The organism is Curtobacterium sp. MCPF17_001 (genome assembly GCF_003234615.1).
GTDB lineage: Bacteria > Actinomycetota > Actinomycetes > Actinomycetales > Microbacteriaceae > Curtobacterium.
Genome location: NZ_QKSL01000009.1, coordinates 112,067 through 125,737 on the forward strand (window position 1 = coordinate 112,067; position 13,671 = coordinate 125,737).

At 66.5% G+C, this 13,671-nt stretch carries 15 protein-coding genes and 1 pseudogene; 6 read left to right on the plus strand and 10 right to left on the minus strand.

Annotated elements, in window-relative coordinates:
* Positions 1–4: 4 nt before the first annotated feature.
* Positions 5–1,054 (plus strand): methionine synthase, encoded by a 1,050-nt coding sequence (locus DEJ24_RS10285; RefSeq protein WP_111078543.1) that lies wholly within the window; start codon positions 5–7, stop codon positions 1,052–1,054.
* A gap of 137 nt (positions 1,055–1,191) precedes the next feature.
* On the opposite strand, the gene DEJ24_RS10290 is transcribed toward DEJ24_RS10285, so the two are convergent.
* The 5 genes from DEJ24_RS10290 to DEJ24_RS10310 are packed head-to-tail and all read right to left on the minus strand — an operon-like array spanning position 1,192 to position 4,391.
* The gene (locus tag DEJ24_RS10290; RefSeq protein WP_111078544.1) at positions 1,192–1,626 is read right to left on the minus strand and encodes an SdpI family protein; all 435 of its coding nucleotides are present in this window, start codon (positions 1,624–1,626) and stop codon (positions 1,192–1,194) included.
* The gene (locus tag DEJ24_RS10295) at positions 1,623–2,456 is read right to left on the minus strand and encodes a serine hydrolase (protein ID WP_258374783.1); all 834 of its coding nucleotides are present in this window, start codon (positions 2,454–2,456) and stop codon (positions 1,623–1,625) included. The genes DEJ24_RS10290 and DEJ24_RS10295 overlap by 4 nt, the downstream gene beginning before the upstream one ends.
* The gene (locus DEJ24_RS10300; RefSeq protein ID WP_181436580.1) at positions 2,440–3,411 is read right to left on the minus strand and encodes an HTTM domain-containing protein; all 972 of its coding nucleotides are present in this window, start codon (positions 3,409–3,411) and stop codon (positions 2,440–2,442) included. Before DEJ24_RS10300 ends, DEJ24_RS10295 begins: the two co-directional genes overlap by 17 nt.
* A complete protein-coding gene (locus tag DEJ24_RS10305; protein WP_146245972.1) occupies positions 3,408–4,007 on the minus strand; it encodes a DUF5819 family protein in 600 nt (199 codons plus the stop codon). Before DEJ24_RS10305 ends, DEJ24_RS10300 begins: the two co-directional genes overlap by 4 nt.
* A 51-nt stretch (positions 4,008–4,058) precedes the next feature.
* Positions 4,059–4,391, minus strand: a complete 333-nt coding sequence (locus tag DEJ24_RS10310) for a hypothetical protein (RefSeq protein ID WP_111078548.1) — start codon at positions 4,389–4,391, stop codon at positions 4,059–4,061.
* On the opposite strand from DEJ24_RS10310, the gene DEJ24_RS10315 reads away from it, so the two are divergent.
* Positions 4,369–4,908 carry a hypothetical protein gene (locus DEJ24_RS10315; protein ID WP_258374784.1) on the plus strand — a complete coding sequence of 180 codons (540 nt, stop codon included), beginning with the start codon at positions 4,369–4,371 and terminating at the stop codon, positions 4,906–4,908. The genes DEJ24_RS10310 and DEJ24_RS10315 overlap by 23 nt on opposite strands.
* 194 nt (positions 4,909–5,102) lie before the next feature.
* Here the strand turns inward: DEJ24_RS10315 and DEJ24_RS10320 are convergent, their stop codons facing one another.
* Together DEJ24_RS10320 and DEJ24_RS10325 are read right to left on the minus strand one after the other, a co-directional pair.
* Positions 5,103–5,501 carry a hypothetical protein gene (locus DEJ24_RS10320; protein WP_111078549.1) on the minus strand — a complete coding sequence of 133 codons (399 nt, stop codon included), beginning with the start codon at positions 5,499–5,501 and terminating at the stop codon, positions 5,103–5,105.
* Between the two features lie 145 nt (positions 5,502–5,646).
* The gene (locus DEJ24_RS10325; protein WP_146245973.1) at positions 5,647–6,912 is read right to left on the minus strand and encodes an alpha/beta hydrolase; all 1,266 of its coding nucleotides are present in this window, start codon (positions 6,910–6,912) and stop codon (positions 5,647–5,649) included.
* Positions 6,913–6,916: 4 nt separating this feature from the next.
* On the opposite strand from DEJ24_RS10325, the gene DEJ24_RS16905 reads away from it, so the two are divergent.
* From DEJ24_RS16905 to DEJ24_RS17245, 3 genes are all read left to right on the plus strand, one after another.
* On the plus strand, positions 6,917–7,072 hold the full coding sequence (locus DEJ24_RS16905; RefSeq protein WP_181436581.1) for a hypothetical protein: 156 nt from the start codon (positions 6,917–6,919) through the stop codon (positions 7,070–7,072).
* A 1,680-nt stretch (positions 7,073–8,752) separates the two neighbouring features.
* Positions 8,753–9,583, plus strand: coding sequence for a CynX/NimT family MFS transporter (locus DEJ24_RS10330; RefSeq protein ID WP_258374785.1), 831 nt, complete (start codon positions 8,753–8,755; stop codon positions 9,581–9,583).
* Positions 9,584–9,604: 21 nt separating this feature from the next.
* Entirely contained in the window at positions 9,605–9,907 is a 303-nt protein-coding gene (locus DEJ24_RS17245; protein ID WP_258374786.1) for a hypothetical protein, read from the plus strand.
* A gap of 177 nt (positions 9,908–10,084) precedes the next feature.
* On the opposite strand, the gene DEJ24_RS10335 is transcribed toward DEJ24_RS17245, so the two are convergent.
* Positions 10,085–10,549, minus strand: a complete 465-nt coding sequence (locus DEJ24_RS10335; protein WP_111078551.1) for a hypothetical protein — start codon at positions 10,547–10,549, stop codon at positions 10,085–10,087.
* A 6-nt stretch (positions 10,550–10,555) separates the two neighbouring features.
* Positions 10,556–12,160, minus strand: a complete 1,605-nt coding sequence (locus DEJ24_RS10340; RefSeq protein WP_111078552.1) for a hypothetical protein — start codon at positions 12,158–12,160, stop codon at positions 10,556–10,558.
* 126 nt (positions 12,161–12,286) lie between these two features.
* Here DEJ24_RS10340 and DEJ24_RS10345 point away from each other — a divergent pair.
* Positions 12,287–12,445 (plus strand): annotated as a pseudogene (locus tag DEJ24_RS10345) (methionine synthase); the annotation flags it as partial.
* A gap of 111 nt (positions 12,446–12,556) precedes the next feature.
* Here DEJ24_RS10345 and nrdF read toward each other — a convergent pair.
* Positions 12,557–13,558 (minus strand): class 1b ribonucleoside-diphosphate reductase subunit beta, encoded by a 1,002-nt coding sequence (gene nrdF / locus DEJ24_RS10350; protein ID WP_258374787.1) that lies wholly within the window; start codon positions 13,556–13,558, stop codon positions 12,557–12,559.
* Positions 13,559–13,671: the final 113 nt, after the last annotated feature.

The window sequence follows — 13,671 nt, forward strand, 5'->3', positions numbered from 1 at the left end:
GCACATGAGCACCCTCCTGCCCACCGCGATCGTCGGCAGCCTGCCGAAACCGTCCTGGCTCGCCGAGCCCGAGCGACTCTGGTCCCCCTGGCTGCTCGAGGGGGCAGCACTGACCGAGGGCAAGCAGGACGCACTCCGAGCCGCTGTCCATGAGCAGGAGCGGCACGGCCTCGACATCGTCAGCGACGGCGAGCAGACGCGCCAGCACTTCGTCACGACGTTCATCGAGCACCTGGACGGCGTTGACCTCGAGCGCAAGGAGACCGTCCGCATCCGTGACCGGTACGACGCGGCCGTCCCCACCGTCGTCGGTGCCGTCAGCCGCCGGGCGCCCGTGTTCGTGGACGACGCTCGCTTCCTGCGTGCCCAGACCGATCGCCCGATCAAGTGGGCGCTCCCCGGCCCGATGACCATGATCGACACGCTCTCCGACCAGCACTACAAGAGCCGCGAGAAGCTGGCGTGGGAGTTCGCCACGATCTTGAACCAAGAAGCCCGGGAGCTCGAAGCGGCCGGCGTCGACGTCATTCAGTTCGACGAGCCCGCCTTCACGGTCTTCCACGACGAGGTGCAGGACTGGGGTGTCGCCGCACTCGAACGTGCAGCCGAGGGCCTCCGCGCCGAGACGGCCGTGCACATCTGTTACGGCTACGGCATCGAGGCGAACAACAAGTGGAAGGAGACGCTCGGGGCGGAGTGGCGCCAGTACGAGCAGTCGTTCCCGCTCCTGCAGCAGTCGTCGATCGACATCATCTCGCTCGAGTGCATCCACTCCAAGGTCCCGCTCGAGCTCGTCGAGCTGATCCGTGGGAAGAAGATCATGCTCGGGGCAATCGACGTCGCGACCGAAACCGTCGAGACCCCGGAGGAGGTCGCGGAGGTGCTTCGTCGTGCCCTGGAGTTCGTCGACGCCGACAAGCTCATCCCCAGCTCCAACTGCGGAATGGCTCCCCTGGCACGGGGTGCCGCGCTGGACAAGCTCGGCGCGCTGGCGGCAGGGGCGGCCATCGTCCGAGCTGAGCTCGTCGGCACCGCCGTCCCGTCCGAGCGCTAGACGACACCAGCTGCAGGGCGGCTCACCTCCGGAAGGAGGCGAGCCGCCCTGTTCGTCGCGTCCGCAAGGTGCTCGGCACTTGATCCGGCCTGGAGGCTCGGCTGCCGTCCGACCGACAGGTCGCCTTGGTACCGGCGTCACTCGTCTACTGAATGCTGACCGACGGACCGACAGGGCCAGCAGCGTGGAGCACGAAGCTGCCTACCGATTGCTCGATGCGCAGCGGCGACGCTCCAGAACGCTCCCGCAAGCAGCACGGCGGCGCAGAGGATCACCGCGGACACGTCGTTCGTCCGCCCCGTCACAGCTGCGGCCATCCCGAGCGCGATGACGCCGCCGGCAGCAACACTGGTGGGCAGCACAGCAGCCTGATGCCCTCGGCGCCAGGTTGCCGCGTCGTGCATCGTCGCTCGCGTACGAACACCGACGATCGAGTTCCGGCCGATCACACCGCGCGCGGGCAACACGGCGAAGGCCACGGTCAACACCGCAGCAACCATCTCGACGAAAACCATTTGCTGTCTCACTTTCTCATGGGGGAAGGAACCAGTACGGAACTGGCGGGACTTCACCGCCGCGCCTCCTGCTCGATGAGCGCCGTGGCGATCGTGTCGGCCGCATGGGGAGCCTTCGCGAGCGTGTGGACCGCGGCGGTGATCCCTGCCGCATTGGCGATGACCGCTCCTGCCGCCCGCACCTCGCCGTTGATCCAGGTCGATGCTCCTTCTCGCTGCCAGCTGACCGAACGAGCCGGCTCAGCACCAGGCTCGAGCGCCCAGTCGGCATAGCGACAGAGATCGTCGAACGCGGACCAGACGCCGCCGGCAGCCGCGAACGACGACTCCCCGAGAGCCCACGGCTTGATCGGACGCCCGAAGAGCCTCGGCACCACGCGCTCTGCCGGAGCAGGCACGAGCACCGCCGTACTGATCCCCGCCGGTTCGAGAACCTGCTGGCGCACGGCGGCGAACCAGTCGCCGTGCACGGCGTCGAGCACGGCGCCGAGGAGCGCGTACCCGAGGTTCGAGTACACGAACCGGCCGCGGGGTGCGACTGGTACCGCGGCCGCCAGCTCCAGGGGAACGCCGACGGCCTTTCGGTACGGGTCGCGAAACAAGCTGTCGCGGATCGCGGCCGGAAGCCGCGGCAACCCGGAGGTGTGGTGGACGAGGTCAGCAACGGTCATCTCGGCGTCGGGCACATCGGGGAGGTAGTGCACGACCGGCCGCTCGACCTCGAGGGTGAGCCAGGCCGTCGTGCCCACGAGTCCTTTCGTGATGCTCCCCCACTCGAGCAACGAAGCGGAGGCGTACGGCCCGCGGGGCTCACGGAGCGTGTTCCAGCCATCGCCGGCGCGAAGACTTGCGCGCCAGTGTCCAGAGCTCTCAAGCGGATTCCGCACTGTGTCCCTCTCTCTGCAAACGGGCCGAGATGCGGGCGGCAGCGCCGTCCCACAACGACCGAGCGCGGCGCTGGAGACCGACGACGTGGGCGTTCACGAAGAGCAGATCAAACGCGGCCATCACGAGGGCGAACGACGTCAGCCCCATGAGCACGGCAATCGCCAGGTGAAAAGTGAGCATCGCCGTCACTGCGACGGGCCTCCCCGCACGGAAGAAGACAAGGACGGGGAAGAACACCGAAGTGAGGACAGTGACGTATGCACCGATGACCATCAACCAATCGGACTGCACGAGCAACGGGGTGATCCCCGGGAGGAAGAACTCCGGCACGTTGAGGATGTAGTACAGGGCCGTGCCGTCTTGCCAGAGCTCACCCTGCACCTTGTACAACCCAGCCATGAGGTAGACGACCGTCACCTGGGTCACCAGGAGCAGGAGTCCCGTGTTGTTGAGGACCGACGCGAACGGGCCTGCCTCCCGATTTCGACGTCCTTTGACGATGGTGAACGCCGAGTAGCACCTGGTTAGCAAGAGGAAGAGCACTGCTGACGCGGCCAAGGCATCGCCACCGTCCATGAACGCCGGGTTCGCCATGTAGAGCGACCAGAGGAGCACGTAGTGCGCCGCGAGGAACGGACGGCCACCCGCGCCGAGCGTGACAAGCAGCGCGACCACCAGGCCGATGTGAAAGACGACCTCGAAGAACACCACCGAATCCGACGCTGCGTAGAGGCTCCAGGTCCCGATACCGGCCGTGTAATCGCGGATGCCTTCGAGTCCGTAGACACCGTCCGGACCGAAGAACGTTGATCGCCCCGCGTACTGCCTGATGTACAGCGCCGCCGACACCACACCGATGACCGCCCTGAGCAGGCTCAGGGCGGTGGTCGCACGAGGCGCGTCCACCATCCAGTCGGCAACGGCACGGATTCGGGAACGAAGCGCGCGGGTCACAAGGGGATCCATTCCGAGTCTGTGATGCGAGGCTCTGCGCGGGCTGCATCGTCGCTGCGCTTCGACCACGGCGGGAGCGATTGGACGACGTATCGAAGTTGCACGGCAGAGGGCTGGTCGTCAGCGTTTATCGCGGATGGGCACAGCACCCGCAGTGCCGCGTAGCGAGCCAGGACGCGCTCTGCTCGTCGCTCGGTCCCGACGTCGGAGGGCACGAGGTCTTCCTTGCCCTTGGTCTCGAGTCGTTTGCTGATGTCGTCCTGTGCAAAGCGCTCGACGAGAGCATTGCTGACGATCCGGCTCTCACGATCCGGGAAGAACCTCGACGATTGGGTCCGCGCGATGGCGGACGAAGAGATGTCGGTCCAATCCGTCGCCTCGCCTTGGCACCGCACGCGAGCAACCACACCGCGCTCATCGCTGATGGGATCCGGCGCGAAGAGCTGCCAGTTCTGGGAGAGGTGTGGATTCAGCAGGGACGTCACCGGGGCAACGTCGAACTTGATCGGCGTGACCGGACCAGCCAGCACCAGGGCGCAAGCACCGAACGTTCCCGCGACTGCCACTCCAGTGGCTGCAAGCAAGGACTTCTGCATGGTTCTCCAGGAGGAAGGGGCCCGCCCACTGGGACGGGCCCCTCGTACTCGTCAGCGATCGAAGTAGGCGGACTCGAGCTGTGCCGACGGCTGCCTTGCCTCCGCGGCGAAACCGAGGATGCTCGCGAGACGAGCGACGTTCCCCGCCGCCCGCGGCGCATTGGCCGCCTTGAACCCTGCTGCCAAAGCCTTCGCGACACCCACCACTCCGCGCTGCTCTGGCTCAGAGGCCATCGACGAGGCACCGTGGTTCGCGACGACCTCTGCCATCGCGCTGGACTGCTCGTAGGACCCCTGAGCAGCCTGAGCCGGCGCAGTCAGCAGGAACGTGCCTCCGACCGCGACTACAGCAGCGGAAGCGATGAGCTTCGTTCTGAACTTCATCTTCGAACTCCAATCTGTTGTTTGGAGTACCTGTGTATCAGTTGCAGACCGACAGGTCTACCTGTCAGACGCGATGCAATTGGAGCTCGAAGCCGCGGGCGTCGACATCATCCAGTTCGACGAGCCCGCCTTCACCGTCTTCCACGACGAAGTGCAGGACTGGGGCGTCGCCGCACTCGAACGCGCAGCCGAGGGCCTCCGCGCGCAGACCGCCGTGCACATCTGTTACGGCTACGGGATCGAAGCCAACAACAACTGGAAGGCGACGCTCGGGCCGGAGTGGCGGCAGTACGAGCAGTCGTTCCCGCTCCTGCAGCAGTCATCCATCGACATCATCTCGCTCGAGAGCATCCACTCAAAGGTGCCGCTCGAGCTCGTCGAGCTCATCCCGAGCTCCAACTGCGGGATGGCTCCCCTGGCGTGGGGTGCTGCGCTGGACAAGCTCGGCGCGCTGGCGGCGGGTGCGGCCATCGTGCGAAGCGAACTCACCGGCACTGCCGCGTCGGCAGCGAGCTAGCGGCTCGGCTCCGCAGGGCGGCTCAGCTCCACAGGACGGCTTGCCTCAGCAACGAGGCGAGCCGTCCTGCACGTCGCGTCCGCGAGGCGCCTGGCTCGCGGTCCGGTCTGGAGACGCGGCTCGGCTCCGGCCAGCAGCTCACGTTGGCCGAGCGCTCCGTTCTTCGGGCCTGACCGTCGGTCAGCTCCGCTTCGTCACTCCTGGCTGTCGAGAACCATTTTGTCGAAGTCACCCGCAATGCACTGCGAGCTGCCGTCGATCGTGTACCCCCGGGGATCGGCGCGGAAGTCCGAAGAACTCACCGGACCGCCCCTGCCCCGCACTCCGAGGATGGGGTCCTCCCCGCCGGTCTGGTAGCGCTCCGTCGTGACCCCGAGGTCCTTCCAGTGACGCTCCACCGCAACGACATCCGCCTTCGGGTCAGCGCTCGCAGAACGGACCATCGCGTAAACGTACTGGACGCCGCCTTGCCCCATGCCGAGACCGCACTTCCCGAGTCGCGGGCCGTCACTGGGCTCCCACCCGCTACCGACCACGCTGGTCGATCCGTCGACGAACTTGACGATGGACTGTCTCGCTTCTTTCGCGTTCATGCCAGATCCTTCGCTGCAACCAGTGAGAAGGGCGACGGTGAGCAGGGCTGCTCCTGTTGCCCAGAGGACGGTGACGGCTTTCCGCCGAGGTGGTTTCATCTGGCAGTTCCTTCCAGATCGGCTCGCTTCAGCGAGATCGGCGTGATCACTTCGTCAACAGTTCTGGCTGGCCGGTCGTGGCGTACCCGACGTTCTGCAGCGACTGCGTGTTCTCGTCGAGGTACCCGCCGCCGTACCAGGTGTGCACCCCGTGGTCACGGACAGGTTTGAGGCCCGGCGCCCCGTCAGCGCCGAAGCTCGTCGCGCCGAACTCCGGAGCAGTCGGATCTTGATGATGGTCAGAGCTGAAGTCACGCCCGACCGCCGCCCATTCGTCGCCACTCCAGTGCTCGATGATCGGCTTCACCACTTCTGCCTGCCCCGCGTAGACCGCATCCGCATGAATCTCGTCTGCCCCGTGGATGCTGTCCGGGATGCCTGCCGACGCGATCGCGGTGAACGAATCGACGTGCACACCCTCGGTCGTGAGGGCATAGGACGCAGTCGTCGTGCCGTAGGAGTGCCCGAGGACGTTGACCGTGGGAATCGTACCGGCCCTCGTCGCATCGAGGCCCGTGATCGACGCGGCCAGCTTCTCTCCACCGGCTTTCGCGAAGTCGCTGCCGAACACGGCGGCACTCGCCGGCGGGACCGGCGGCGCCTCGTACCCCATCCACGCGACGACGGCGTTCGTGGTGCCGCGACCCGCGGGGACCGCCTTGGCTTGCTCGCTGTAGACGTTCTGAGCGGCATCCGTCCAATCGGTCATGCTGCCCGTGCTCGATCCCATCCCCGGCACCGCCCAGGTGACGTTGGCGGCTTCGTCGAGATCGCCGATGGAGACCGCTGCCAGGGGCGGATGGTCCGCGCTGAGCACCGTGAGCGTGCGCGGTGCACTCGGACCGCCGGAGCTGAGAGAAGACTTGATCGATTCGAGTGCGGAGAGGTCTTCGGCGTTCTTGCGCGCTTCAGCGCTGTAGACGCGGTCCGGACGATCGAGGTCGTCGAGGAACTGTTTCGCGGACGCGATCCGGCGATCGAGCACGGCGACGTTCGCAGCGCTGCGTGCCCAGTACGGTGCCCCTTCGAGATTCCCCAACACGGTCAGCACCGAGGTCGGAAGCAGAGCGAGGTCCGTAGCGTCTTCCCTCGTGAGACCGAGGTCCGTCCACACCGCGGCGACCTCGGTCGGGGTCAGTCCCGTCGTGAAGAGCCGCTGAACGTCTCGGACGAGCTCGTCGTCGGTCACCCTGTCGATCGCGGCATTCGTCAGTGATCCGACGCCCCCCGCCTGCTCGAACGCGTCGGCGATGCGGTCGATCCACGCAGCATCGGCTCGGTTCTCCTCGAGGAACCGTTCGAACCCCGTCACGAAGGTGCACCCGTCGATCGTCACCCAGGAGCACGACGCGGTGAAGGTCTTCCACGAGCTGGCGAGCGTCGAGGCCTTCGCTGCTACAGCAGCATCGTTCGCCCGGCTGACCGTGCTGAAGTCGCGTAGCCGTGCCGGGTCTGCCGAGCTCCGCCCCTGACCCGTGCCGCCCCCGGACCGCCTGCGTTCCCGGGGTGCGAACGCCGCATGGATCAACGGCGGTCGCACCGCAACCTCCGACGGTTTCGGTGCCAGGATCACGACCGGGGGCAGGGTGCTCGTGGCGATCAGCGACGTCGCCGCAGCGTGCTGGCGTCTGCGATCGGCTTCGTTCCACGCGTCGAGGGCGTCCAGCCGGTCTTCCTCGGCTTCCGCAGCGGTCTTTGCGTCGCGCACCTGACCGACGAGGTCGTCGAGGACGGACGCCAACTTGCCCCGGTCGGTCGACTCAGTCGAGGCAGACTCGGTGAATCGGTCCGCGTAGGCTCCGGAAAAGTCAGCCGCTGCTTCCTCGACGGCGGACCGACGAGCCCCCGACTGAGCGCGAAGCTCGTCCTTCGCCGACGTGGCCGCTCTGATGACGGCGTCTGCCGCCGCCTCGTCGAACTCGATCTTTCCCATGACGTCCCCCTCCGGCCCACCCCGGTCCGGGTTCCGACCCTAGCGTGAAGCTCCCCCTGAAGTCACGTATTCCACATGCCAGTTTTCGATCGGGCGGCTGTCCGAGCTGCAGGTCATCACTGGCCTCCCACTCGTCGCCGACCGTGCTGGACGATCCGTCGACGCACGTGACGATGCACTGTCATGCGGGAGCTCCACCCAGACCGCTGCGCTGTAGCAACATCTCCACGATCATCTCGTGAGGCGCTCGAGCCGGCCGCGCGGGCGCTGACACAAACGGGTCAGGCCTGGGGCGTTGACTACACGCATGATCACCAAGAGCATGATCTACGGAGGTCAAAAGCGCGCCAGTTCGAGATCGCGACGGCGCATCGGTCGGCAAGGTCGCGCAGGTCTTCCCCTCCGACGAGGACGGCAGCGCTGCGTTCGTCAGCGTCGCGACAGGACTCTTCGGAGGCCACTCCGCGCTCGTCCCGGTCGAAGACGCCACCTTCGACGGAACGGATCTGCACGTCGGGTACGCGAAGAGCGCGATCAAGGGTGCACCCTCCCCCGGAGCCGGAAACACCGTGTCCGCCACTGAGGCGAACGCCGTCCGCAAGCACTTCGGGCTGTCCCCCATTGGCAGAGCGACCGGCGACATGGGTGATCCGCACGAGAACCTCGATCAGGCCGGTACAGGTCCTGCGGGAGCAGACGACAATGAGGGTGCAGGTACGACGCCTCCGGCATGAGCAGCGCCGGTGACCCGAGGAAGCGCGGGAGCGCGGGGGCCGCCAGCGCGGCGCGAACTGACATCTTCCGAGGCGAGCTGTCGGGGCGGAGCTGACGGTACTGCTCCATCTCCTCGGACTGGAGGCACGGTGCCAGCTGGCACCGCGCCTCCAGTCAGGCACAGGGTCGCGGACACGCGGACGGCGGGGTGCCCCTCACATGTCGGCGATGAGCCGGAGCGTGTAGCCGTCGGGGACCGTCTGGTGTTCGACGTAGTGCACGGACACCGGCGTAGCGCTCGACAAGCTCGGCGCGCTGGCGGCGGGAGCGGACATCGTCCGGAACGAGCTTGTCGCCCCCGACGGCAAGTTGGAGCACTGGCCGCTGGGAGCCCCGGCCGCACCATGAGACGAAGCAACCTCACCCCTAGACTCGCCAGACGCTCGAGAGCCGTCGCCTTCCACTGTGGGCGGGTCGCACGGCCGCGCTGCTGGGCATCGTGCTCGTGGCGTTCACCCTCCGCCAAGCGGTCGCTGCGGTCTCGCCGATCATCGGCGACATCCGGACCGACTTCCCCGTCTCGAACCTCGACGTCAGCCTGCTCGGCACCCTCCCGCCACTGCTGTTCGCGGCTTCGGGATTCACGGCACCACGCGTCGCACGGCGGCTCGGGCTCGACGGCGGGATCGTCCTCGCGCTGGCCCTCATCACCGTCGGCCACCTCGTCCGCGCGGTCGCACCGGGCGTCGCGATGCTGCTCGTCGGCAGCATCCTGGCCTTCGCCGGGACGGGTGTCGGCAACGTGCTGTTACCGTCCGTCGTTCGTCGCTACTTCCCCGACCGGGTGGCCCTGCTGACTGCGGTCTACGCGTGCATCGTGGGGGTCAGCACCGCGGTGCCGGCCGCTCTGGCTGCACCCATCGCGCAGTACGCCGGCTGGCGGACCTCACTCGCCGTCTGGGCAGTGACCTCGGCGGCAGCACTCGTCCCTTGGCTCATCGTCCTCGCACAGCAGCGCCGACTCCGCCGCACGGACGCCGGTCTCGTCAGCCCCGCACCCACCGAGGTCGTCACCCGTCTGTGGCGATCCCGCGCCGCGCTGTCGATCACCGCGCTCTTCTCCTCGAGCACGATCTGCACCTACGCGGCCTTCGCCTGGCTGCCGGAGATCCTGCAGGACGTCGCCGGATCGACACCGACCGAAGCGGGCGCGCTCCTCGCCGTCACCGGCGTGATCAGTGTTCCCGGCGCGCTGATCGCTCCCCTGCTCGTGCCCCGACTCCGCAACGTCGGCTGGCTGATCGCCGCCGGCGTCATGAGCTTCGCACTCGGGTAGCTCGGCCTGCTGCTCGCGCCTGTGCCGCTCATTCTGCTCTGGGTGCTCCTGATCGGCTGCTGCTCGATCCTGTTCCCCGTCTGCCTCGTGCTCATCAACGTCCGCACCCGGACACACAGCGGAACCGTCGCGTTGAGAGGATTCGCCCAGGGCACCGCATACGCTCTCGGCGCGCTCGGCCCGCTGCTCGTCGGGCTGCTCCACGACGCCAGTGGCGGCTGGACACTGCCGCTACTGTTCCTCCTCGCCGTCACGCTCGCGGCAGCGATCCCGGCGATCACACTCGGCCGTCCGACGTTCGTCGAGGACGAGCTCAGCCGGTAGCGGATGCGACCGACGCGGTCCATGCGATCAGCTTGAGCGGACATAGTCCGAAACGAGCTGTCGGCAGGCAGCTGAGTGCGCTGCTCCGTCTGGTCGGCCTGGAGGCTCGGTGCCGGCTGGTACCGAGCCTCCCGTCCGGATCAGGGTCACAGACACGCGGCGGCTGCGCCCCACCCCTCACATGTCGGCGATGAGACGGAGCGTGTAGCCGTCGGGGACCGTCTGGTGTTCGACGTAGTGCACGAACACCGGCGCTGCCTGGTCGGCCGTGAAGAGCTCTGACGGGTGCCGCGGCTCGTGAGCAGCCTGCACGTCGATGGTCTCGGTGAGCGGTTCGGCGAGGTCGTGGTCACGGCCGATCACGTAGAACCGGTACTCGCCGTCGTCCTCAAGACGGCGGAGCTCGACGCTCATCTTCTCCGCGGTGCCCCCGGCCTGGAGGTAGGAGTTGCCGTACTCGTCAATGACCGACTGCGGACCGGCGCGCCAGGTCTGATCGTCGATCGATGCGGAGAAGACGAGCCACGCGAAGTGGTCGCCGTTGTCGAGCAGGCCAAGGCTGCGGCGGATCTGGTCAGGGATCGGGCGGAACGTGTCGTTCAGGACGCTGCTGACAGAACCGTTGGTCTTCATGATGATCAAAGCGGGCTACTCCACGTGCTCGTAGGCGACAGAGGTGATCTTGATGCGCTCCCCACGCAGCGTTGCATACGCAGGCTTGTCATAGGAAACGCCGTTGTCAAACGCCTCCTGACTGGCGTCCTTCGACGTGCCACTCTTCACTTCAATTCCTTCGTACGTGCCGTCCGCCTTCTTCACCAGACCGTCGTAGTACCGAACCCGGTCTGCTCCGTCTTGTGATGCGCGCACGCGAGTGACGTCGACGTCGACGCCACGCTGCTCCTCGTACTGCTTGAGGCCCTGTGCCTCCTTCTGAGCGGAGTCAGCACGCGCCTTGTCGTTGCCCTCCGACCGGTACTCACCCTTGTTGTTGCGCCCGGGATGGTTCTCATTCGGGCCGTTCGGGTCTTTCTTCGCCTGCTCGACGTGGTCGGTGCGGTTGGGGCTGACTCGGTCATCGGTCATCGCGTGCACACCGAGCTGGCTTGCGCCTGCTGCAGCCGCTGTGGCACCCGCTGCCATCACCGCCGCACCGGAGATGTTCAACGGCACTCCGGCGATCGCTCCCACGCCGGTGATGTCGAGTGCGACACCCCCGCCTTCCATCGCTGCTCCTCCAACCATCGTCGCCAGGCCACCGAGGAGTTCGATGATCTCGTCCGGGTGGTGGACCATGGCATTGCCCATCGAGGCGAACACGTTCCCGGCGACCGCTGCAGCATCCTGCACGTACGGCCACGCCGCTTCTGCTTCCGCGCGGAGGACTGCCTCGCCCACGTCTTCGAGATTCCCCAAGGCGTTCAGCACCGAGGTCGCCGCGACCTCGGTGGGGGTCAAGCCCTTGGCGAAGAGCCGCTCAACATTGCGGACGAGCTTGTCGTCGGTCATCTTGTCGATGGCGGTGTTCTTCAGGGACCTATCGCTCCCAGCACGTTCGAATGCGTCTGCGATGCGGTCGATCCACACAGCATCAGCGCGGTTCTCCTCAAGGAACCGCTCAAACCCCGTCAGGAAGGTACACCCGTCGATCCGCACCCAAGAGCACGAAGCGGTGAACGCCTTCCACGAAACGGCGAGGGTCACGGCCTTTGCTTCCGCAGCTACGTCATTCGCCGTACTGACGGTGCTGAAGCCACGCAGTCGTGCCGGGTCTGCCGAGCTCCGCCCCTGACCCGTGCCGCCCCCGGATCGGCTTCGTTCGCGAGGTGTGAACGCCGCGTGGATCGCCGGCGGTTGCACTGCGACCTCCGAGGGTTTCGGTGCCCGGATTGCGAGCGGGGGCAGGGTACTCATGGCGATCAGCGACGTCGCCGCGGCTTGCTGGCGGTTGCGTTCGGCTTCATTCCAGGCATCGAGGGCGTCCAGCCGCTCTTCCTCGGCCTCCGCGGCGGCCTTGGCGTCGCGCACCTGCCCGGCTAGGTCGTTCAGGACCGACGCCAGCTTGCCCCGGTCAGCCGACTCGGCCAAGGCGGACTCGGTGAACCGGTCCGCGTAGGTTCCAGAGAAGTCTGCCGCTGCATCCTCGACCGCGGACCGCCGAGCACCGGCCTGAGCGCGGAGCTCGTCCTCCGCCGATGTGGCCGCCCTGATGACGGCATCTGCTGCCGCTGCGTCGAACTCGATCTTCCCCATGACGTCCCCCTCCGACCCACCCCGGTTCGGACTGCGACTCTAGTGGAAGGCTGCGCCTGAACCGTCTTCTCCTCAGATCCCGCCTCATCGCAGGCGCCTGCAATCGCAGAAGTCGGTGCGAACACCTCGAATAACCCGCACGTTCCGCCCGAACTCGTCGAACTCGTCCGCGGGAAGAACGTCATGCTCGGGGCGATCGACGTCGCGACCGAGACCGTCGAGACACCCGAAGAAGTCGCCGAGGTCCTGCGCCGCGCGCTCGCGTTCGTCGACGCCGACAAGCTCAGATGCTTTGGTTCATTTTGACAGAACTCCTTGTGCAGCCAGGACACGGGTTGGCACAACAAAGCGCCCCGCAGGCCGAAGCCAGCGGGGCGCCCCAGAGTCACACCAGGATCAGAAGTCCCAGTCCTCGTCCTCAGTGCTCTCCGCCTTGCCGATGACGTACGACGAGCCAGAACCCGAGAAGAAGTCGTGGTTCTCGTCCGCGTTGGGCGACAGCGCCGACAGGATCGCCGGGTTCACGTCCGTCGTCTCCTTCGGGAACATCGGCTCGTAGCCCAGGTTCATCAGCGCCTTGTTGGCGTTGTAGTGCAGGAACTTCTTGACGTCCTCGGTCAGCCCGACCTGGTCGTAGAGGTCCTGCGTGTACTGGATCTCGTTCTCGTAGAGCTCGAACAGCAGGCTGAACGTGTAGTCCTTGATCTCCTGCTTGCGCTCCTCGGAAGCGCCTTCGAGGCCCTTCTGGAACTTGTACCCGATGTAGTACCCGTGGACGGCTTCGTCGCGGATGATCAGGCGGATCAGGTCAGCAGTGTTCGTGAGCTTCGCACGCGAGGACCAGTACATCGGCAGGTAGAAGCCGGAGTAGAACAGGAACGACTCGAGCAGCGTCGACGCGACCTTGCGCTTCAGTGGGTCGTCACCGGTGTAGTAGTCGAGGACGATCTGCGCCTTCTTCTGCAGGTTCACGTTTTCCGTGGACCAGCGGAAAGCGTCGTCGATCTCGGGCGTCGACGCCAGGGTCGAGAAGATCGACGAGTAGCTTTTGGCGTGCACCGACTCCATGAACGCGATGTTCGTGTAGACGGACTCCTCGTGCGGCGTGATCGCGTCGGGGATCAGGCTGATCGCGCCGACGGTGCCCTGGATGGTGTCCAGGAGCGTCAGACCCGTGAACACGCGCATGGTGAGCTGCTGCTCCTCCGGCGTGAGGGTGTTCCACGACTGCACGTCGTTCGACAGCGGCACCTTCTCGGGCAGCCAGAAGTTGTTGACGAGGCGGTTCCAGACCTCGACGTCCTTCTCGTCCTGGATGCGGTTCCAGTTGATCGCGCTGACCGAACGGATCAGCGGGATGGCCTTGCCCGTGGCGTGGACCGGGTCGGTGAGGGTCATGGTCTCTTCCTGGATATGGCTTGCCGTCGAGGTAGGCGGGGCAGGCGTGAACCTGCCCCGCCCCAGCGCTACACGCGCTGCGTGATGGTGTCGTCGGGGTTTCGCTTCGCGCT

Excerpts from the sequence above, each read along its gene's own strand:
- DEJ24_RS10305 (WP_146245972.1), bottom strand. The coding sequence starts at position 4,007 with ATGCAGAAGTCCTTGCTTGCAGCCACTGGAGTGGCAGTCGCGGGAACG.
- DEJ24_RS10320 (WP_111078549.1), bottom strand. The coding sequence starts at position 5,501 with ATGAACGCGAAAGAAGCGAGACAGTCCATCGTCAAGTTCGTCGACGGA.
- nrdF (WP_258374787.1), bottom strand. The coding sequence starts at position 13,558 with ATGACCCTCACCGACCCGGTCCACGCCACGGGCAAGGCCATCCCGCTG.
- DEJ24_RS10310 (WP_111078548.1), bottom strand. The coding sequence starts at position 4,391 with ATGAAGTTCAGAACGAAGCTCATCGCTTCCGCTGCTGTAGTCGCGGTC.
- DEJ24_RS10315 (WP_258374784.1), top strand. The coding sequence starts at position 4,369 with ATGAGCTTCGTTCTGAACTTCATCTTCGAACTCCAATCTGTTGTTTGG.
- DEJ24_RS10340 (WP_111078552.1), bottom strand. The coding sequence starts at position 12,160 with ATGGGGAAGATCGAGTTCGACGCAGCGGCAGCAGATGCCGTCATCAGG.
- DEJ24_RS10285 (WP_111078543.1), top strand. The coding sequence starts at position 5 with ATGAGCACCCTCCTGCCCACCGCGATCGTCGGCAGCCTGCCGAAACCG.